Raw genomic sequence first — 19,041 nt, 5'->3', positions numbered from 1 at the left:
ATGCCCACCGAAGAGACCCTCGTCCTGGTCAAGCCCGACGGAGTCGCACGCGGCCTCACCGGCGCGATCCTCGCCCGCATCGAGGCCAAGGGCTATGCGCTGGTCGACATCCGTCTCGTCGAACCCGACCGCGACCTCCTCGCCGCGCACTACGCCGAGCACGAGGGCAAGCCGTTCTACGAGCCGCTGCTCGAGTTCATGCTCTCGGGCCCGTCCGTGGCGATCCGCCTGGCGGGCAACCGCGTCATCGAGGGCTTCCGCTCGCTGGCCGGCACCACCGACCCGACCACGGCCGCGCCCGGCACGATCCGCGGCGACTTCGGCCGCGACTGGGGGCTGAAGGTGCAGCAGAACCTCGTGCACGGCTCGGACTCGCCCGAGTCCGCCGCGCGCGAGCTCGGCATCTGGTTCGGCTGATCCGAAGCGCGCCACGAGGCCCCGTGCTCCCGAGGGAGCACGGGGCCTTCTGCGTGGAGTTGTGCGCTCGGGCGCAATGCCCCTACTGTCGCTTGCATGTCGACGACGCCGATCCATCTGGGCAACCCCGAGGGCAAGGGACTGGCAGCGGGGACGCTGGGGCTGTGGGGGTCGACGGTCATCGGGCTCGCGTCCACCGCACCGGTGTACTCGCTGGTCGCGTCACTGGGGTGGGTGGTGATCGCCGTCGGGGCTCAGGCTCCGATCGCGTTCGTCCTCGCCTTCGTGCCGATGCTGCTGATCGCGTTCGCCTATCGCGAGCTGAACAACGCCGTGCCCGACTGCGGCACGACCTTCACGTGGGGGACCAAGGCGTTCGGGCCCGTCGTCGGGTGGATGGGCGGATGGGGCGTCGCGGTCGCCGGCATGGTGGTGCTCGCGAACCTCGCCCAGATCGCGTCCGTCTACTTCTGGTCCCTGCTCGGCCAGGACGTGACCAACAACGACCTGCGGGTCATCCTCGTCGCCGTGCTCTTCATCGCCGCGATGACGTGGGTGAGCTGGCGCGGCGTCGAGATCGGCGAGCGCGTCCAGAACGTGCTCCTGGGCATCCAGTACCTGGCCCTCGCCGTCTTCCTCGTCGCGGCCGTATGGCAGTTCGCCACGGGAACCGCACCCGGGGCGACGCCGTTCTCCTGGGAGTGGCTGAACCCGTTCGCGTTCACCTCCTGGTCCGGGTTCACCCAGGCGATCCTGCTCGCGCTCTTCATCTACTGGGGCTGGGACACCTGTCTCGCACTGAACGAGGAGACGAAGGATCCGAAGCGGATCCCCGGTCGCGCGGCGCTGCTGACCACGGTCATCCTGCTCGTCACCTACGTGTCGGTGACCATCGCGGCGATGATGTACGCGGGCCTCGGGACCGAGGGGACGGGCCTGGGGAACGAGGCCAACGCCGACGACTTCTTCCTCGCGATCAAGGACGGGCTGCTGGGTCCGTTCGGATGGGTGCTCGTCGTCGCCGTCGTCATCTCCGCGATCTCCTCGACGCAGACGACGATCCTGCCGACCGCGCGGGGCACGCTCGCGATGGGCGTGTACCGCGCGCTGCCGGCCCGGTTCAAGGACGTGCACCCCGTGTACAAGACCCCGTCGTTCTCGACCCTCGTCATGGGCGTGGTGGCGATCGCGTACTACGTGGGGATGACCCTGATCAGCGACAACATCCTGCAGGACTCGATCCTGTCGCTCGGCCTCGCCATCGCCTTCTACTACGCCATCACCGGATTCGCGTGCGTGTGGTACTTCCGCGCGGAGCTCACCCGCTCCGCCCGGGACTTCTTCTTCAAGGGTCTCTTCCCGCTCCTGGGCGGCATCATGCTCGCGGCGGCGTTCGTGCAGTCGGCGATGGACATGTGGCAGCCCGACTACGGCAACACCGTGATCTGGGGCATCGGCGGGACGTTCGTCGTGGGCATCGGCTCTCTCGGGATCGGACTGGTGCTGATGTTCCTCTGGTACCTCTTCCCGCGGTCCAAGAGGTTCTTCCGCGGGGAGAGCCTGAACCGCGAGACCGAGGTCATGGTGCCCGAGGAGCCCGCCGACTTCCCGCGCTCCATCGACGGCGGAATGTGAGCGAGGTCGTCGTGACGGAGCGCTGCGATGTCGTGGTGGTCGGGGCCGGAGTGGCGGGCCTGACGGCGGCCCGGCTGCTCGTCCGGTCCGGCAGGAAGGTCATCGTCCTCGAGGCACGCGATCGCGTCGGCGGGCGGGTGCACACGGATCGCACCGGGTCGCCCACCGATCTCGGCGCATCCTGGATCCACGGGATCGACGGCAGCGCCGTCGCCGCGGCAGCGACGGCCTTCGGCATGCGCATGCACGAGTTCACTGTCGGCGGCTACCAGGCCGACAGCCGGCCGATCGCGTACTACGGGCCGGACGGGCGCCGCTTGCCGGACGAGGCCGCCGCCGCGTTCGTCGCAGACATCCACCGGGTGGACGACCTTCTGGCGGAGGAGATCGCGGGCTCGGCGCCGGACGCGTCCTACCGCGATGTCACCGAGGCGGTGCTTGAGAAGCAGGGGTGGGATCCGGAGCGCACGAAGCGGGTCCGCGAGTACCTCGCCCATCGCTCAGAGGAGCAGTACGGCGCGGTCATCGGCGAGCTCGCAGCGCACGGCCTCGACGACGACGCGATCGACGGCGACGAGGTCGTGTTCCCCGACGGGTACGACGTGCTCCCGATGCGGCTGGCAGAGGGGCTCGACGTCCGTCTGAACCAGGTGGCCACCGGGATCGACTGGTCGGACGGCGTCCGCGTCACGACCGAGCGGGGCGACTTCCTCGCACAGGAGGCCGTCGTCACGCTGCCGGTGGGCGTGCTCCGCAGCGGGACCGTGAGGTTCACGCCGCCCCTGCCCGCGGTCAACCGGGACGCCCTGAGCCGGCTCCGCATGAACGCGTTCGAGAAGGTGTTCCTCCGGTTCCCGGTGCGGTTCTGGGAGGACGACGTCTACGCCATCCGGCAGCAGGGCTCCGCGGGGGACTGGTGGCACTCCTGGTACGACCTCACCGCCCTGCACGGCGAGCCGACCCTGCTGACCTTCGCGGCGGGGCGCGCGGCCCATGCCACACGGACCTGGGACGACGACCGGGTCGTCGAGTCGGTGATGGCGCAGCTGCGACGCCTCTACGGCGATCGTGCGGTCCCGCCGGCTCAGGTGCACCGCACGGCCTGGCAGGACGATCCCTTCTCGCGCGGGGCCTACGCCTACATGGCCCTCGGATCGACGACGTCCGACCACGACGATCTCGCCACCCCGGTCGGCGACCGGCTCCACATCGCGGGCGAAGCGACCTGGACGGACGATCCGGCCACCGTCACCGCCGCCCTGCTCTCCGGCCACCGCGCGGCGGAGCGCATCCTCGGCGCGGCGATCGGCATCGAGACGCTCTGGGCGACGGACTGAGGCCGGCGTCCCGGATCCGCCTCAGAACATCCGCACGATCTCGCCGATCAGGTCGACGCCGGCGATCTGGGCGAGCATCACCACGATCGCGAACCCCAGGATCGACGCGAGCGGCACCCACGCGCCGAGGCGGCGCGCCGCCTGCTGGGCGCCCTTGCCCACGGGGAACGTCCCGTTCGCGAACAGCTGTTGCACGGTCGCCAGGAACGTGGGGATGACGACGAGGTAGGTCAGCCCGCACCAGGGGCACAGCGTGTGCAGGTCGAAGAAGCTCTGCCAGATCAGCCAGGCGATGAAGACGAACGCGCCGGTGATCCCGAGGCCGAAGAGCGCCCAGAACCAGCGCGGGAAGCGCGCACCGGCGAGGATCGCCACGCCGACGACGAGCGGCGCCATCCAGCCGGTGAGGCCGATCAGCGGGTTCGGGAAGCCGAACACCGAGCCCTGCCAGGAGTCCAGGTTCTTGCCGCACTGCACGAACACGCTGACGTTGCAGCTGAGATCCGCGGTCGGGTTCTCCAGGGTGGCGAACTTGTCGAGTGTGAGCTGGAAGGCCGCCCACCACCCGACGACGCTCGCCACGATGAGCCAGATGGCGTAGCCGACGGGCCTGGTTCCCGCGAGGTTGCGCTGTGCAGACATGCCGCGATTATCGCAGTCGCGCTTCTGCGCGGGATCCATCTGCGCGCATCGGAACGCGTCGAGGCGGGCATCCTGCCCCGATGGTGCGATAATGGAGGGGTCGAACCGCCATGACGACGGACGACGGATACAGACTTCGGGGGCTCCGGCCCCCAGCGATCAGAGCACACGCCGATCGCAGACCGATTGAGTTCGCGGTGCCGAGCGCATCGCACGAGAGAATTCACGACGGCTCGCCCGTCGTGCAGGGAGTACGCCAGAGATGGCCGACGAGAACAATGACAACGCCCCTACCCTCGACATCGATGCGCTGCTGCCGGTAGCGCCGGGTTCCGCGGAGCCCCCGGCGGTCGAGGACACGGCACCCGCCGAGGTCCAGGACGCCCCGGAGGCGCCCGTCGACACTCCCGATGCGCCCGTCGAGGACGCTGCGGCATCCGCCGAGGACGAGAGCATCGGCGATCCCGCGGCTGAGATCGAGCCCGCCGTCGAGGCCGAGCCCACGGCCGAGGCCGAGCCGGCGCCCGCCGTCGAGCCCGAGCCCGCGGCCGAGGCCCAGCCGGCGCGCGCCGTCGAGCCCGAGCCCGTCGCTGCCGAGCGTGAGTCGGCCGAGCCCGTCGTCGAGGCCGAGGTCCCCGCGGAATCTGAGGCCGAGGCGGCCCCGGAGAGCGAGCCGGCCGCGGAGACCGCAGCCGAGTCCGCTCCCGAGGCGGAGCCCGTGGCGGCCACCGCCGTGAGCCTGGGACTGCTGCCGGAGATCTTCGTCTCGCGCGTCTCGACGCAGCTGCATTTCCACGCCCCCGCGTTCGTCCCGCTTCCGGCGCGCACGCGCGACACCGGCCGTGACGCCGAGGACGGCCGCCGCACCCGCGGGCGCGGCGGCGACGCCGAGCAGCCGCGCCAGCGCCAGCGCGTCGTCGAGTACATCACCGAGCCGAAGGCGATCAAGGGATCCACGCGGCTCGAGGCCAAGAAGCAGCGCCGCCGCGACGGCCGCGACGCCGGTCGCCGCCGCCCCGTGGTCACCGAGGCCGAGTTCCTCGCCCGTCGCGAGGCGGTCGACCGCGAGATGATCGTGCGCTCGAAGAACGGGCGCACCCAGATCGCGGTGCTCGAGGACAACGTCCTCGTCGAGCACTACGTCGCCCGCAACCAGGACGCGTCGCTCATCGGCAACGTGTACCTGGGGCGCGTGCAGAACGTGCTCCCCAGCATGGAGGCCGCGTTCGTCGACATCGGCCGCGGCCGCAACGCCGTCCTGTACTCCGGTGAGGTGGACTGGGACGGCGTCGAGACCGGCAACCAGCCCCGGCGCATCGAGCTCGCGCTCAAGGCCGGCGACCGCGTGCTCGTGCAGGTCACCAAGGACCCGGTGGGTCACAAGGGCGCCCGCCTGACCAGCCAGATCTCGCTGCCCGGCCGCTACCTCGTGTACGTGCCGAACGGATCCATGAACGGCATCTCGCGCAAGCTGCCCGACACCGAGCGCGCGCGCCTGAAGCGGATCCTCAAGGAGGTGCTCCCGGAGTCCAGCGGCGTGATCGTGCGCACGGCGGCCGAGGGCGCGACCGAGGAGCAGCTGACCAACGACGTGCAGCGCCTCACGGCGCAGTGGAGCTACATCCAGAAGCAGGTCGAGACCCAGCAGGCGCCCGCGCTGCTGCACGCCGAGCCCGACCTGCTCGTCAAGATCGTCCGCGACGTCTTCAACGAGGACTTCACCCGGATGCGGATCCAGGGCGCCGACGCCGGCCGCACGATCCGTTCCTACCTCGAGAGCGTCGCGCCCGACCTGCTCGACCGGGTCGAGGCGTACGAGGACGAGCGCGACCCGTTCGACGCCTACCGGGTGACCGAGCAGATCGAGAAGGCCCTGGACCGCAAGGTCTGGCTGCCGTCGGGCGGATCCCTCGTGATCGACCGCACCGAGGCCATGACGGTCGTCGACGTCAACACCGGGAAGTTCGTGGGCTCGGGCGGGAACCTCGAGGAGACCGTCACCAAGAACAACCTCGAGGCCGCGGAGGAGATCGTCCGCCAGCTGCGCCTGCGCGACATCGGCGGCATCATCGTCGTCGACTTCATCGACATGGTGCTCGAGTCCAACCGCGATCTCGTGCTGCGCCGCCTCGTGGAGTGCCTGAGCCGCGACCGCACCAAGCACCAGGTCGCCGAGGTCACCTCGCTCGGGCTCGTGCAGATGACCCGCAAGAAGCTGGGTCTCGGCCTGCTCGAGACCTTCAGCGAGCCCTGCGAGGTGTGCGCGGGCCGTGGCGTGATCGTGCATCACGATCCCGTCGTCAAGCACCGCGCGGCCGCGCCGCAGCAGACGTCGAACCGACGCCAGCGCGGCGGCGGGAACGGCGGTTCGCCGTCCAACGGCGCGGCGAGCGGTGCGCCCGCGCCCGCCGCCGCCAACGGCGGCACGCACAGCATCCCCGAGGGCGCCAAGTCGGCGCTCGCCCAGATCGCCGCGTCCAGCCGGCCCGCGGGAGAGGCCCCGGTCTCTGCGGAGGCACCGGTCGACGCCGCTGCCGAGGCGCCCGTCGCCGAGCGGCCCAAGAAGCAGCGCAAGAAGCGCGGATCCGACCGCGGCAAGGGCCCGAAGACCGAGGCCGAGCAGCTGCTCGACTCCGTGCTGGACGCGCTGCCCGAGCCCAAGGCCCCGGGTCAGGGGCGCAATCGTCGTCGGGTGACGACGGCGGCGCTCTCCGCGGGGACGGCCGTCGTGCACACGACCGAGGCGGCGCCGCGGGGCGAGCAGGCCTGAGACCCGCACGCGTCGTCGGACGACGCATGTCGCGATCGGCACACAGTGTGACGATCGGCACACGGATCCTGCGGGATCCTGTGCTGATCGTCACATGATGTGCCGATCGTCGCGACGACCGTCGGAGAGCGACGATCCTTCGGGGAGTGCAGAGGGGCGCGCCGATCAGCGGTCGCGAGCCGGTATGCGCAGCCCCGAGGCGATGAGACGGCGGGTGAGCTCCTTGCCGCCGACGTGCTCCGCACCGCCGGCGATGAGCCGGGGAAGTGCGTCCTCCGGCACGTCGTAGTGGTCGAGGTCGAAGGCCCGCGGCGGGATCTCGTGCGCGGCGGCGAAGGCGTGCAGCTCGTCGACGTCGGAGTCGCTGACCAGATGCGCCCAGAGCCGGCCGTGCGCCGGCCAGATCGGATCGTCCACGAGGATCGCCATTCCGCGATCCTAGGACGCCGTGCCGGCCGCGCGGCCGAATCGGAGCGGATCGGATCCGGGATCCCGACACGGCCGCGCTCGCTTTGCGAGGGGACGGCGCATCCGGTAAAGTAGCTCCTTGGTGCACCGCGCCGGACGCCCCACTCGGCCGCCGCGGGATCATGCAACTCGCGCCCGCCACTGCGGATCCCTCTGCTGTGGCGCGATGCACGCACAGTCTTCCCGTGAGATTACGGAGCGGTCCCGCTCCCCAACGAAACAGGTATGAAGTGGTTTACGCAGTAGTGCGCGCCGGTGGACGCCAGGAGAAGGTCGAGGTCGGCACGATCGTTCAGCTCGACCGCCTGAAGGCTGCCCAGGGCGACAAGGTCGAGCTCGCCGCGGTGCTCCTCGTCGACGGTGACAAGATCACCACCGACGCCGACAAGCTCGCGAAGGTCAAGGTCACGGCAGAGGTCGTGAGCCACCTCCGCGGCCCGAAGATCGTCATCCAGAAGTTCAAGAACAAGACCGGCTACAAGAAGCGCCAGGGGCACCGTCAGGACCTCACGCGCGTCAAGATCACCGGCATCAAGTAAGCACGAAGAGGAGCTGAGAAATGGCACACAAAAAGGGTGCGAGCTCGACCCGCAACGGTCGTGACTCCAACGCACAGCGACTCGGCGTGAAGCGCTTCGGCGGCCAGACCGTCAACGCCGGCGAGATCCTCGTCCGCCAGCGCGGCACGCACTTCCACCCCGGCGTGAACGTCGGCCGTGGCGGCGACGACACGCTGTTCGCCCTCGCCGCCGGTGCGGTCGAGTTCGGCGCGAAGGGCGGCCGCAAGGTCATCAACATCGTCGCAGCTGCCGAGTAAGGCTTCGACGGCTCGGCCATCGGCTGAGCGTTCGGAAACGGGGCGGGCTTCGGCTCGCCCCGTTTCCCTATTCCCGGCACGATCAACAGGGCCCACCGCCCGCCAACCCAGGAGGATCCCCGCATGGTCACGTTCGTCGACAGGGTGACGCTGCACCTGCGCGCGGGCAAGGGCGGCAACGGCTGCGTGTCCGTGCACCGGGAGAAGTTCAAGCCCCTGGGCGGGCCCGACGGCGGCAAGGGCGGTGACGGCGGCGACATCGTGCTCGTCGCCGACCCGCAGACCGGCACCCTGCTCTCGTACCACCACTCGCCGCACCGGACGTCGCAGAACGGCGGCTTCGGCATGGGCGACCACCGCTCCGGCTACGACGGCGAGGACCTCGAGCTCCCGGTGCCGGTGGGCACCGTCGTGAAGACCACGGACGGCCAGATCCTCGCCGACATGGTCACGCCCGGCGAGCGGTACGTCGTCGCCGCGGGCGGCCACGGGGGCCTCGGCAACGCCGCACTGGCGACTCCGAAGCGCAAGGCGCCCGGCTTCGCGCTGCTCGGCACGCCCGGCTTCGAGGGCGATGTCGTGCTCGAGCTCAAGACGGTCGCCGACGTCGCGCTGGTCGGCTTCCCGTCCGCCGGCAAGTCGAGCCTGATCGCCGCCATCTCCTCGGCCCGTCCCAAGATCGCTGACTACCCGTTCACCACGCTGCACCCGAACCTCGGCGTCGTGCAGGCCGGGGACTCGCGGTACACCGTCGCCGACGTCCCCGGACTCATCGAGGGCGCGAGCGAGGGCCGCGGACTCGGCCTCCAGTTCCTCCGGCACGTGGAGCGCTGCTCCGCGCTGCTGCACGTGCTCGACTGCGCGACCCTCGAGCCGGGCCGCGATCCGATCAGCGACCTCGACGTGATCCTCGCCGAGCTCGCCGCCTACGAGGTGCCCGAGGGGCAGGTGCCGCTGCTCGAGCGTCCCCAGCTGATCGCCCTGAACAAGATCGACGTTCCCGAGGCGCGCGAGCTCGCCGACTTCGTGCGCCCCGAGCTCGAGGCGCGCGGCTTCCGCGTGTTCGAGATCTCCACGGTCGCCCACGAGGGGCTGCGCCCGCTGACCTTCGCGCTCGGCGAGACCGTCGACGCCCACCGCGCCGAGCTCGCCGCGGCCGCCGAAGCGCCCAAGGAGCGCGTGGTCATCCGCCCGAAGGGCGCGAAGCGCGACTTCGAGATCCGGGTCGAGGGCGGCAGCTACGGCAACATCTACCGGATCCTGGGCGAGAAGCCCGTGCGCTGGGTGCAGCAGACCGACTTCCAGAACGAGGAGGCCGTGGGCTACCTCGCCGACCGTCTGGAGAAGCTGGGCGTCGAGGACGAGCTGTTCCGCCTCGGTGCGGTGCGCGGATCCACCGTCGTCATCGGCCCGGGCGAGAGCATCGTGTTCGACTGGGAGCCGCAGCTGAGCTCCGCGGCCGAGCTGATCACGTCGCCGCGCGGCCTCGACTCCCGCTTCGACCCGAACACGCGCCGCACCACGAGCGAGCGTCGCGAGCAGTACCACGAGCGCATGGACGCGAAGGCCGCAGCACGCGCCGAGCTCGAGGAGCAGCGCCTCGCGACCCGCGCCGCCGCGGGGGAGGACGTCGAGGAGTCCGGCGAGGACGCGCGGTGACGGCACTCACCCGGGCGGACCTGCCCGGAGCCGCGCGCATCGTCGTCAAGGTCGGATCCTCGTCGATCAGCGGCGACGCCGCCTGGCGGATCCCCCTGCTGGTCGAGGCGCTGGCATCTGCGCACGCGCGCGGTGCGGAGATCGTGCTGGTCTCCTCGGGCGCCATCGCCACCGGCATCCCGTTCCTGCAGCTGGAGGCCCGCCCCACCGACCTCGCGACGCAGCAGGCGGCGGCCGCGGTCGGCCAGAACGTGCTCGTCTACCGCTATCAGGAAGCGCTGCGCCCGCACGGCATCGTGGCAGGACAGGTGCTGCTGACGACCGGCGACCTCGAGCACCCCACGTCGCGCAGCAACGCGCGACGGGCGATGGAGCGGCTGCTCGGACTGCGGGTGCTGCCGATCGTCAACGAGAACGACACCGTGGCCACGCAGGAGATCCGCTTCGGCGACAACGACCGGCTCGGCGCCCTCGTCGCGCAGCTCGTCGGGGCCGATGCGCTCGTGCTGCTCAGCGACGTCGAGTCGCTGTACACGCGGCCGCCGTCCGATCCGGCCGCCGAGCCGCTCGACGTGGTGGCCGCCGGTGCGGACCTCTCGGGTCTGGAGTTCGGTGCGACGGTCGTCAACGGCGTGGGCACCGGCGGCGCCGCGACGAAGGTCTCGGCGGCACGCCTCGCCGCGGCCAGCGGGATCGGCGTGCTGGTGACCAGTGCTGATCTCGTCGCCGAGGCGCTCTCCGGATCCGAGATCGGCACCTGGTTCGAACCCGCGGTCTGATCCGTCATCCCGCGTCCGGGTGGCGCGCGGCGTGGGTACACTGACCGCATGTCCACGATGATCGCCGATACGACCGCGCCCGCCGACGTCTCCGCCGGTCACGACTCCCCGGAAACGCGCATGCGCGCGGCGAAGGACGCCTCGCGCGAGACCGCGCGGCTCACCAGCGACGGCAAGGCGAAGGCGCTCGAGGCGATCGCCGCTGCGCTCACGGCGGCGTCGGACGACATCATCGCCGCGAACGCACGGGATCTCGAGCGAGGCGCCGAGGAGGGGATCGGCGACGGGCTGCTGGATCGGCTGCGCCTGGACGACAAGCGGATCCAGGCGCTGGCCGCCGCCGTGCGCGAGGTCGCAGCGCTGCCGGATCCGGTCGGGCGCGTGGTCGGCGGGCATCGGATGCCCAACGGCGTCGCTCTGGAGCAGGTGCGCGTGCCGTTCGGGGTGGTCGGGGCGATCTACGAGGCGCGGCCGAACGTCACGGTCGACATCGCCGCCCTGGCCCTGCGGTCGGGCAACGCGGCCGTGCTGCGCGGAGGCAGCGCCGCCCGCGAGAGCAACACGGTGCTCGTGCAGGTGATGCGCGACGCGCTGGCCTCGGCCGGGGTGAGCGCCGAGGCGATCCAGACGGTCGACGACTTCGGACGGGCCGGCGCCACCGCGATGATGCACGGCCGCGGACTCATCGACGTGCTCGTCCCGCGGGGGAGCGCCGGGCTGATCGAGACCGTCGTCACCGAGTCGACGGTGCCCGTGATCGAGACCGGTGCGGGCGTCGTGCACATCGTGCTCGACGAGTCGGCGCCGCGGGACTGGGCGCGGGACATCGTCGTGAACGCCAAGGCGCAGCGCCCGAGCGTCTGCAATGCGGTGGAGACGGTGCTCGTGCTGCGCGGCGCGGCCGAACGCCTCGTGCCCGAGGTCGCGGAGGCGCTCATCGCGCAGGGGGTCACCATCCACGGCGACGACGACATCCGCCGTCTCGTCCCGGACGCCGTCCCTGCGACTGAGGAGGACTGGGGGCTGGAGCACATGAGCCTCGACCTCTCGATGCGCGTCGTGGACGACCTCGATGAGGCGCTCGCGCACATCCGGCGGTACAGCACGGGTCACACCGAGTCGATCATCAGCACCGACGCGCTGGCGATCGAGCGCTTCCTCGCCGAGGTCGATTCCGCGGTGGTGATGGCGAACGCATCGACGCGTTTCACCGACGGCGGCGAGTTCGGCTTCGGCGCCGAGGTGGGCATCTCGACGCAGAAGCTGCACGCGAGGGGCCCGATGGGCCTCGCGGAGCTGACCAGCACCAAGTGGCTCGCGCGCGGAGCGGGGCAGACGCGCGGCTGAGGGCTAGACTGAGGAGCTGAGATCCACCCTGATCACTCTGGAGAATCGATGAACCTCGTCGCACAGCTCGTGCAGGCCGCCGCTGAGAACACCGAGCAGAGCGGCAACGTGATGCTGGAGACGCTCCCGTTCTTCTTCATCGCCGGCGGCGTGTTCGCGCTTCTCGGGCTCGTCGCGCTCTCCTACCGCAACGTCGCCAACCGCCACGCCGCGAAGGCGGACGCCTGGGCCGCGGAGCACGGTCACGAGGGACACGGGGCCGGCCACGGTCACTGAGCTGAGCCGATGACGACCACTCCGGCGCCGCGGATCGGCGTGATGGGCGGGACGTTCGACCCCATCCATCACGGGCACCTCGTGGCCGCGAGCGAGGTCGCGCACTCCTTCGGGCTCGACGAGGTGGTCTTCGTGCCCACGGGGGAGCCCTGGCAGAAGAGCGGCGTCACGCCGAGCGAGCACCGCTACCTCATGACGGTGATCGCCACGGCCTCGAACCCGTCGTTCACGGTCAGCCGCGTCGACATCGATCGGCACGGTCCGACGTACACGATCGACACGCTCCGGGATCTGAAGGCGCAGCGTCCCGACGCCGAGTTCTTCTTCATCACCGGTGCGGACGCCGTGGCGCAGATTCTCAGCTGGAGGGATCATGATGAACTGTGGGATCTGGCCCACTTCGTCGCGGTATCCCGACCCGGTCACGTGCTGAGCACGGACGGTCTGCCGCCCGGCGACGTCAGCCAGCTGGAGGTCCCCGCCCTTGCGATCTCCTCGACCGATTGCCGTTCCCGCGTCCGCGAGGGAGACCCGGTCTGGTATCTCGTACCGGATGGGGTGGTTCAGTACATCGCGAAGCATCATCTTTATCGGAGCACGTCATGAGCACATGGGATCAGCGCCCCGCTGATCAGTCGGCCGACAGCAGCACGCACGGTGCTGACCCGTCATCGGGTGGCGGTCAGCTGACCCGGAAGCAGCTGCGGGAGTCCCGCCTCACCGGCTCGACCCCGATCGTCACGGAGGAGGAGGCCGCGGCCGCGCGTCTCCAGGATGCCGTGAGCGTGCCTCCGGTCGCAGCGCCCGAGACGAGCCCCGACCCCGTCGCAGAGGACGACGCCGAGGAGCCGCTGACCCGCCGTCAGATCCGCGAGCAGGAGCGGATCCGCACGGGCTCTGTCCCGGTGCACGACCCTGCAGCGTCGGTCGCCCCGGCACCGACCGCCCCGGTCGCCCCGGCACCGACCGCCCCGGTCGCGCCGTCCGCTGCCGCGATGACGATCCCGGAGCGGCCCGCCGCGCCGGCTCCCGCGGCGCCGAGCGCTCCCGCGGCGGAAGGGATGATCACCGACGTCCCGCGTCCGGCCTACCCGAGCCGCCGTCGGTCGTACGAGCCGGCCGTCGACGCCGCACCGGCACCGTCCGGGTCCGACGAGGAGCAGGAGGGCGTCGACGACGCCGAGCAGGCCGTCGCGCCGGTGTCGGTCTCGGCGGTCATGCGCGCCGAGGAGGAGACCGGGCGCACCTGGCATGCCGCCGCGCCGACGACTCCCGCGGCCGCTCCGGCCGCGCCGTCGTCGGATCCGGCCGCTGCGCCCGCCGTGGCGCCCCTGCGGCCCGCCGCGCCGATGTCCGATGCGGTCGAGGAGCCCGGACAGTCCGCGCTGTGGTCGGAGCTCGTCGCCGAGTCCGACGCGGCGCCCGAGCCCGCCCCGGCCGCGCCCGCCGCCCCGGCCGGATCCTCCGTCAACCCGGCCTTCGGCGCCCGGGTGCTCTCGGAGCAGTCGGTCCCGACCGCGCCGGGGATCGACTCCTTCGACACGCTGATCGGGGATTCCACCGGATCGCACCACGCGGCCCCGAACGCCCTGATCTTCCAGCAGGCTCCTGCGGGGCCCTCGCTCTCCGGCCCGGTCGCCTCGACCGGCGAGATCCTCGTCACCGGCAGCTACGAGCTGCCTGCGGGGCTCGGCTCGCGCGGCCACGCCGACGGCGTCGCCGACGGCAAGGAGATCGATGCGGTCCTGCTCGACGGCGAGCTCGCGCCGTCGTCGTCGCCCACTCCGATCGCGGCCAGCGCCGCCATCGGCACCATCAAGCCCGCCGGCGAGGTCATCCGACCGCCGGAGCCCGAGAAGGGCAACAAGCTCATGCTCGCCCTCACCATCACCGCCGGCGCCCTCGCCGTCGCACTGGTCGGGGCACTCATCGTCGCCATCGCCACAGGAGCGTTCTCTTCATGATGCAGTCACCCTCCGCCGCAGAGATGCTGCAGATCGCCGCCGACGCGGCCCGTGCCAAGGGCGGGGAGGATCTGCTGGCGCTGAACGTGTCGGAGCCCCTTCCGCTCGTCGACATCTTCCTGCTCGTCACCGGTAACAGCGAGCGCAACGTCGCCGCGATCGCCGACGAGATCGAGGACCGCATGATCGAGGCGGGATACAAGCGCGTGCGCCGCGAGGGCCGCAGCGAGGCCCGCTGGGTGCTGCTCGACTTCGGCGACCTCATCGTGCACGTCTTCCACGAGGAGGAGCGCACGTACTACGGTCTCGAGCGCCTCTGGAAGGACTGCCCGGTCGTCCCCATCGCCGAGCCGGCGCCGCTGCGCGTGGCCGCCGACCAGGACTGAGCCCCGCCTCGGGGCAGGAGGCCTCAGAGCAGGAACAGCGTCGCGCACAGCAGGGCGATCGCGACCGCCAGCAGCCCTGCGCGCAACGGGATGATCGACTCCCAACGCGCCTGCAGGGCCCGCGCGTCCTCAGGGATCTCGCCGGCCGCTGCTGCCGCGGTGAAGCGGGCGTTGATGGGCTTCGCGACCCGGACGAACAGCAGCAGCCACACGATCACCAGGATGAGCGCCGCGGCAGCGAGCGGTCCGGCGAGCGGGGTGCCCCCGAGGAACGCCAGCAGCGCGGTCGCCGCCGTGGCGACGGTGCCGCCGATGCCGATCACGGGGAACCGGCGGTCGCCGTAGTAGTGGCCGCGGCCGATGATCCGCACCAGGGTGCGGTCGTCCAGTTCCGCGTAGACGGCGCGCTGCACGACGGCGACGCTCAGATCGGTGCCGAAGATGCCGGCGAGTCCGAGCACGGCGAGGACGGCGGTGATGCCGATGATGAGGGACATTGCTTCTCCGATCGGGAATGCATGTGTTAGCGGCGCTAACTGTTAGCACTGCTAAGGTAATCCCATGGCCCGATCAGCGCAAGATGCCGAAAGAGTCCGCGAACGCGAGTCGCGGATCATCCGCAGCGCCCGGGAGATCGCCGAGAGCGAGGGATGGCCGGCGGTCACGGTGCGCCGCCTCGCCGCCGCGGTCGGCGTCAGCCAGCCGATCCTGTACCGGCATTTCCCGGGTGGACGCGAGGACATCGTCGGCCGGGTCGTCGTCGAGGGATACGCCGAGCTGGCGGCGGCGATGGATGTCCCGGACGACCGGGGGAGCACCCTTCCGGCCCTGGTCTCGGCCTATCTCGACTTCGCACGTGAACATCCGGCCGTGTACGAGGCCATGGCGTCGGCGCGCAGCAGCGTCGTCTTCGCCGCCGAGGAGACACCCGAGGAGCTCCGTCGCGGATTCCGGATGCTGGAGCTCGCCGTCGGCGGGACGGACGCCCGGGACCGCGCGGTGCGCGCGGAGCTCCTCTGGAGCACGTTGCACGGCCTGAGCCAGCTGGACGCGCATGCTCGTCTGGATGCGGCGCTCGAGGACGACCGGACTGCGGCGATCGTCGCGCTGTTCGATCGACGCAGCTGACATCCGGCTCGCGGCGGTGCCGCGCGAACGCGTTCTTTGTCCTCGCTGACAAAGACGGTCGGGTCGACCTGTCCGCGGGTGATCGACGGGTAGGGTCGAGCCGTGGGACGGATCACGACTCTGCGGCCGGTCACTCGGATCGCCCTGGGCGAGGGCGTTCGTCGCCGCGCCGACACCCTCTCGGTCGAGGAGCCGCTGGAGATCCGCATCGGCGGAACCCCGCTGGCCGTCACGATGCGCACGCCGGGGCACGACGTCGAGCTGGCGATCGGATTCCTCGTCTCCGAAGGCGTGATCACAGACAGCTCCGACTTCCGGTCCGCCATCCACTGCGGCGGGCCCGGCACCGGCGGCGCGGAGAACACGTACAACGTGCTCGACGCCACGCTCGCACCAGGGGTCCGGATCCCCGGTGCCGATGAGACGCGGCGCTTCTACACGACGAGCTCGTGCGGGGTCTGCGGCAAGGCCAGCATCGACGCGGTGCGGACGACCTCGCATCATGACGTGACGCATGACGACGTCACCGTCGACGCGGAGTGGATCTCCGAGCTGCCGGATCGTCTCCGCGCCGGGCAGGCGGCATTCGCCAAGACCGGGGGACTGCATGCGGCCGGCCTCTTCGACGTCGCGACCGGCGAGCAGCTGGTGATCCGAGAGGACGTCGGCCGGCACAACGCCGTCGACAAGGTGGTCGGCTGGGCGCTGCAGGAGGGACGGCTGCCGCTGCGCGGGACCGTGCTGCAGGTCTCCGGACGCGCCAGTTTCGAGCTCGTGCAGAAGGCCGTGATGGCGGGGATCCCGATCCTCTCCGCGGTGTCGGCGCCGTCGTCGCTGGCGGCGGAGCTCGCCGAGGAGTCCGGGCTGACCCTGCTCGGCTTCGTCCGGGGCCGAACCATGAACGTGTACGCGCACGAGCATCGTGTGCTGATCGATGCGGTGACGCGGGGCGATGCGCCCGTGCAGGAAGGACGAGCACGACGATGAGCGACGACGTGGACGCACGCGGAGGCACGGCCTTCGGCCTGATGCCCGAGGAGCCCCGCCAGGGCGGCTACGGGCCGCGCACGACGGCGGCCTGGTCGCGCAAGCCCTACCATCACCCGGCAGCCGGCTGGGGAGCGGCGATGTCGGTGGGGAAAGTGCTGCTGCGCGAGCGCGAGCCGATCGCCGGATCCGAGGCGATGCTCATCATGAACCACGGGCGTTCGGGTTTCGACTGCCCCGGCTGCGCGTGGCCGGACGACCTCGGCAATCTGCGGCTCGACATCTGCGAGAACGGCATCAAGCACGTCACCTGGGAGATGACGCACAAGCGCGTCGACCGCCAGTTCTTCGCCCAGCACACCGTCGCCGAGCTCGCGCAGTGGACCGACTTCGACCTCGAGGACCAGGGCCGGCTCACCGAGCCGATGAGCTACGACCCCGTCACCGACCGCTATGTGCCCATCTCGTGGGATGACGCGTTCGCCCTCATCGGCGCGGAGCTGCAGGCGCTGGACAGCCCCGACGAGGCGAGCTTCTACACCTCGGGACGATTGAGCAACGAGGCCACCTTCCTGTACCAGCTGATGGTGCGCGAGTACGGGACGAACAACCTCCCGGACTGCTCCAACATGTGCCACGAGGCCTCCGGGCGAGCCCTGAAGGCGTCCCTGGCCACGGGCAAGGGCACAGCCGACCTGCGCGACTGGGAGGAGTGCGACGCGCTGTTCATCCTCGGTGTGAACGCGGCCTCGAACGCACCCCGGATGCTGACGGCGCTGTCGGACGCGGTCCGCCGCGGAGCCCAGGTCGTGCATGTGAACCCGCTGGTCGAGGCCGGAGCGACTCGCACGATCGTGCCGCACGAGTTCGTGGACATGGCGCTGTTCAAGAGCACCGACACGAGCACCATGAACCTGCAGGTGCGCATCGGCGGCGACCTCGCGCTGATCCGCGGTATGGCCAAGGTCGTGTTCGAGGAGGCGCGGACGGATCCGACGGTGCTGGACACCGCCTTCCTCCGCGAATACACGAACGGGGTCGAGGAGTACCGGACGCTCGTCGAGGCGACGCCCTGGGCCGAGCTGGTGCGGCAGTCCGGCCTCACCGAGGAGCAGATCCGCAGGGCTGCGGCGATCTACCTCGGCTCGGAGCGCACCATCATCAGCTGGTGCCTCGGCGTCAGCCAGCATGAGCACGGCGTCGACACGGTGCGCGAGATCGTGAACCTGCTGCTGCTGCGGGGCAACATCGGGCGGCCGGGCACCGGACCGTCACCCGTGCGCGGGCACAGCAACGTGCAGGGCAACCGCACCTGCGGCATCGATCACCGGCCGCCGGCGTGGACCGACCGGCTGGCCGAGGTCTGCCGCATCGACCCGCCCCGCCGGGAGGGCCTGGACACGGTGAAGACGATCCGCGGCATGCACGACGGCACCGTGAAGGTGTTCGTCGGCATGGGCGGCAACTTCGTGCTCGCCGCACCGGACACCCCGTACACCGCCGAAGGGCTCAGTCGCTGCCGCCTCACGGTGCAGGTGAGCACCAAGCTCAACCGCAGCCACCTCGTGCACGGCGAGAAGGCGGTGATCCTGCCGTGCCTCGGGCGCACCGAGCGGGATCAGCAGGAGGCCGGGCCGCAGGGCGTCACCGTCGAGGACGCGATGAGCATGGTGCATCTCTCGATCGGCCGCAAGCGGCCGGCATCGGCCTACCTGCGCTCGGAGCCCGCGATCATCGCCGGCATCGCGAAGGCGACGCTCCCGCAGACGCAGACGCCGTGGGACGACTACATCGCCGACTACGACCGCATCCGCGACGTGATGGCCCAGGTGCTGCCCGGGTTCGAGGGCTTCAACCAGCGGATCCAGAGCCGGCACGGCTTCCGCATCCCGCAGCCCGCGCGCGAGCGCGTGTTCGAGACCGAGTCGGGTCTCGCGGAGTTCTCGCTGGCGCCGATGCCCGACGTCATCCCGGCGTCGGACGAGACCCTGGTGCTGCAGACGATGCGCTCCCACGACCAGTGGAACACCACGATCTACTCCAACAACGATCGCTATCGGGGCGTCAAGAACCTGCGCGAGCTGATCTTCCTGCACACCGACGACATGCGTGCCAGAGGGATCGTCGAGGGCGACCTGGTCGACATCCGCTCGACGTCGAAGGACGGCTCGACGCGGATCGCGCGCGCCTTCCGCGCGGTGCCGTACGACCTGCCCCGAGGCAACGCCGCGGGGTACATGCCCGAGCTCAACGTGCTCATCGGGCACGCCGACTTCAGTGTGCAGAGCGATCAGCCGCTCATGAAGAGCATCCAGGTGACGGTGAGCCGCTCCGCGGCCTGAGGCCCCCACGGCGCGGGCTGCCTGGCGTGATGCTGTGCATCTCGCTCGGAGATGTGCTCTTCGATCGGACGTCTTCGCTCATCGCGT

At 70.8% G+C, this 19,041-nt stretch carries 19 protein-coding genes; 16 read left to right on the top strand and 3 right to left on the bottom strand.

Going from position 1 to position 19,041, the window contains the following annotated elements; genetic code table 11:
- The 3 genes from ndk (at position 1) to WFJ01_RS06035 (ending at position 3,389) form a co-directional block, all read left to right on the top strand.
- Complete coding sequence (gene ndk / locus WFJ01_RS06045) at positions 1 to 417, top strand: nucleoside-diphosphate kinase (RefSeq protein WP_336628528.1); 417 nt, start codon at positions 1 to 3, stop codon at positions 415 to 417.
- Positions 418 to 513: 96 nt separating this feature from the next.
- Positions 514 to 2,052 (top strand): APC family permease, encoded by a 1,539-nt coding sequence (locus tag WFJ01_RS06040; protein ID WP_292885935.1) that lies wholly within the window; start codon positions 514 to 516, stop codon positions 2,050 to 2,052.
- Positions 2,049 to 3,389: a flavin monoamine oxidase family protein gene (locus tag WFJ01_RS06035; RefSeq protein WP_336628527.1), complete on the top strand. Its 1,341-nt coding sequence runs from the start codon at positions 2,049 to 2,051 to the stop codon at positions 3,387 to 3,389. Before WFJ01_RS06040 ends, WFJ01_RS06035 begins: the two co-directional genes overlap by 4 nt.
- Positions 3,390 to 3,410: 21 nt before the next feature.
- Here the strand turns inward: WFJ01_RS06035 and WFJ01_RS06030 are convergent, their stop codons facing one another.
- Complete coding sequence (locus WFJ01_RS06030) at positions 3,411 to 4,031, bottom strand: vitamin K epoxide reductase family protein (RefSeq protein WP_336628526.1); 621 nt, start codon at positions 4,029 to 4,031, stop codon at positions 3,411 to 3,413.
- A 262-nt stretch (positions 4,032 to 4,293) separates the two neighbouring features.
- On the opposite strand from WFJ01_RS06030, the gene WFJ01_RS06025 reads away from it, so the two are divergent.
- On the top strand, positions 4,294 to 6,801 hold the full coding sequence (locus WFJ01_RS06025; RefSeq protein ID WP_336628525.1) for an Rne/Rng family ribonuclease: 2,508 nt from the start codon (positions 4,294 to 4,296) through the stop codon (positions 6,799 to 6,801).
- A gap of 165 nt (positions 6,802 to 6,966) precedes the next feature.
- Here the strand turns inward: WFJ01_RS06025 and WFJ01_RS06020 are convergent, their stop codons facing one another.
- Entirely contained in the window at positions 6,967 to 7,230 is a 264-nt protein-coding gene (locus WFJ01_RS06020) for a DUF4031 domain-containing protein (RefSeq protein ID WP_336628524.1), read from the bottom strand.
- Between the two features lie 269 nt (positions 7,231 to 7,499).
- Between WFJ01_RS06020 and rplU the strand changes: the two genes are divergently transcribed.
- From rplU to rsfS, 9 genes are all read left to right on the top strand, one after another.
- Complete coding sequence (rplU, locus tag WFJ01_RS06015; protein WP_233309240.1) at positions 7,500 to 7,808, top strand: 50S ribosomal protein L21; 309 nt, start codon at positions 7,500 to 7,502, stop codon at positions 7,806 to 7,808.
- A 20-nt stretch (positions 7,809 to 7,828) separates the two neighbouring features.
- Positions 7,829 to 8,086: a 50S ribosomal protein L27 gene (gene rpmA / locus WFJ01_RS06010; RefSeq protein ID WP_251441714.1), complete on the top strand. Its 258-nt coding sequence runs from the start codon at positions 7,829 to 7,831 to the stop codon at positions 8,084 to 8,086.
- 123 nt (positions 8,087 to 8,209) lie between these two features.
- Entirely contained in the window at positions 8,210 to 9,745 is a 1,536-nt protein-coding gene (obgE, locus tag WFJ01_RS06005; protein ID WP_336628523.1) for a GTPase ObgE, read from the top strand.
- Positions 9,742 to 10,524, top strand: a complete 783-nt coding sequence (gene proB, locus WFJ01_RS06000; RefSeq protein ID WP_336628522.1) for a glutamate 5-kinase — start codon at positions 9,742 to 9,744, stop codon at positions 10,522 to 10,524. Before obgE ends, proB begins: the two co-directional genes overlap by 4 nt.
- Before the next feature lie 120 nt (positions 10,525 to 10,644).
- Positions 10,645 to 11,871, top strand: coding sequence for a glutamate-5-semialdehyde dehydrogenase (locus tag WFJ01_RS05995; protein ID WP_336628613.1), 1,227 nt, complete (start codon positions 10,645 to 10,647; stop codon positions 11,869 to 11,871).
- Positions 11,872 to 11,919: 48 nt separating this feature from the next.
- Positions 11,920 to 12,147 (top strand): hypothetical protein, encoded by a 228-nt coding sequence (locus WFJ01_RS05990; RefSeq protein WP_251441706.1) that lies wholly within the window; start codon positions 11,920 to 11,922, stop codon positions 12,145 to 12,147.
- Positions 12,148 to 12,156: 9 nt separating this feature from the next.
- Complete coding sequence (nadD, locus tag WFJ01_RS05985; RefSeq protein ID WP_251441704.1) at positions 12,157 to 12,753, top strand: nicotinate-nucleotide adenylyltransferase; 597 nt, start codon at positions 12,157 to 12,159, stop codon at positions 12,751 to 12,753.
- Positions 12,750 to 14,111, top strand: a complete 1,362-nt coding sequence (locus WFJ01_RS05980; RefSeq protein ID WP_336628521.1) for a hypothetical protein — start codon at positions 12,750 to 12,752, stop codon at positions 14,109 to 14,111. Before nadD ends, WFJ01_RS05980 begins: the two co-directional genes overlap by 4 nt.
- Positions 14,111 to 14,497, top strand: coding sequence for a ribosome silencing factor (gene rsfS, locus WFJ01_RS05975; protein ID WP_374208766.1), 387 nt, complete (start codon positions 14,111 to 14,113; stop codon positions 14,495 to 14,497). Before WFJ01_RS05980 ends, rsfS begins: the two co-directional genes overlap by 1 nt.
- A gap of 23 nt (positions 14,498 to 14,520) precedes the next feature.
- On the opposite strand, the gene WFJ01_RS05970 is transcribed toward rsfS, so the two are convergent.
- A complete protein-coding gene (locus WFJ01_RS05970; RefSeq protein WP_336628520.1) occupies positions 14,521 to 14,994 on the bottom strand; it encodes a DUF1772 domain-containing protein in 474 nt (157 codons plus the stop codon).
- A 64-nt stretch (positions 14,995 to 15,058) separates the two neighbouring features.
- Here WFJ01_RS05970 and WFJ01_RS05965 point away from each other — a divergent pair, with 64 nt between their 5' ends.
- From WFJ01_RS05965 to WFJ01_RS05955, 3 genes are all read left to right on the top strand, one after another.
- On the top strand, positions 15,059 to 15,625 hold the full coding sequence (locus WFJ01_RS05965) for a TetR/AcrR family transcriptional regulator (RefSeq protein WP_251441697.1): 567 nt from the start codon (positions 15,059 to 15,061) through the stop codon (positions 15,623 to 15,625).
- Positions 15,626 to 15,727: 102 nt separating this feature from the next.
- Positions 15,728 to 16,612, top strand: coding sequence for a formate dehydrogenase accessory sulfurtransferase FdhD (fdhD, locus tag WFJ01_RS05960; RefSeq protein WP_336628519.1), 885 nt, complete (start codon positions 15,728 to 15,730; stop codon positions 16,610 to 16,612).
- Complete coding sequence (locus WFJ01_RS05955) at positions 16,609 to 18,954, top strand: FdhF/YdeP family oxidoreductase (RefSeq protein WP_336628518.1); 2,346 nt, start codon at positions 16,609 to 16,611, stop codon at positions 18,952 to 18,954. The genes fdhD and WFJ01_RS05955 overlap by 4 nt, the downstream gene beginning before the upstream one ends.
- Positions 18,955 to 19,041 lie beyond the last annotated feature (87 nt).

This window comes from Microbacterium sp. MMO-35 (assembly GCF_037147555.1).
Taxonomy (GTDB): Bacteria; Actinomycetota; Actinomycetes; order Actinomycetales; family Microbacteriaceae; genus Microbacterium.
The sequence above is the reverse complement of the archived record's forward strand: the minus strand, read 5'-3'. Positions and strand labels throughout refer to the sequence as shown.

What these genes read in the sequence shown, in the direction of transcription:
- WFJ01_RS05970 (WP_336628520.1), bottom strand. Translation starts at nt 14,994, where the DNA reads ATGTCCCTCATCATCGGCATCACCGCCGTCCTCGCCGTGCTCGGACTC.
- WFJ01_RS06020 (WP_336628524.1), bottom strand. Translation starts at nt 7,230, where the DNA reads ATGGCGATCCTCGTGGACGATCCGATCTGGCCGGCGCACGGCCGGCTC.
- obgE (WP_336628523.1), top strand. Translation starts at nt 8,210, where the DNA reads ATGGTCACGTTCGTCGACAGGGTGACGCTGCACCTGCGCGCGGGCAAG.
- nadD (WP_251441704.1), top strand. Translation starts at nt 12,157, where the DNA reads ATGACGACCACTCCGGCGCCGCGGATCGGCGTGATGGGCGGGACGTTC.
- WFJ01_RS06025 (WP_336628525.1), top strand. Translation starts at nt 4,294, where the DNA reads ATGGCCGACGAGAACAATGACAACGCCCCTACCCTCGACATCGATGCG.
- WFJ01_RS05955 (WP_336628518.1), top strand. Translation starts at nt 16,609, where the DNA reads ATGAGCGACGACGTGGACGCACGCGGAGGCACGGCCTTCGGCCTGATG.
- ndk (WP_336628528.1), top strand. Translation starts at nt 1, where the DNA reads ATGCCCACCGAAGAGACCCTCGTCCTGGTCAAGCCCGACGGAGTCGCA.
- rsfS (WP_374208766.1), top strand. Translation starts at nt 14,111, where the DNA reads ATGCAGTCACCCTCCGCCGCAGAGATGCTGCAGATCGCCGCCGACGCG.
- rpmA (WP_251441714.1), top strand. Translation starts at nt 7,829, where the DNA reads ATGGCACACAAAAAGGGTGCGAGCTCGACCCGCAACGGTCGTGACTCC.
- WFJ01_RS06030 (WP_336628526.1), bottom strand. Translation starts at nt 4,031, where the DNA reads ATGTCTGCACAGCGCAACCTCGCGGGAACCAGGCCCGTCGGCTACGCC.
- WFJ01_RS05965 (WP_251441697.1), top strand. Translation starts at nt 15,059, where the DNA reads ATGGCCCGATCAGCGCAAGATGCCGAAAGAGTCCGCGAACGCGAGTCG.
- WFJ01_RS05980 (WP_336628521.1), top strand. Translation starts at nt 12,750, where the DNA reads ATGAGCACATGGGATCAGCGCCCCGCTGATCAGTCGGCCGACAGCAGC.
- WFJ01_RS06040 (WP_292885935.1), top strand. Translation starts at nt 514, where the DNA reads ATGTCGACGACGCCGATCCATCTGGGCAACCCCGAGGGCAAGGGACTG.
- WFJ01_RS05990 (WP_251441706.1), top strand. Translation starts at nt 11,920, where the DNA reads ATGAACCTCGTCGCACAGCTCGTGCAGGCCGCCGCTGAGAACACCGAG.
- WFJ01_RS05995 (WP_336628613.1), top strand. Translation starts at nt 10,645, where the DNA reads ATGCGCGCGGCGAAGGACGCCTCGCGCGAGACCGCGCGGCTCACCAGC.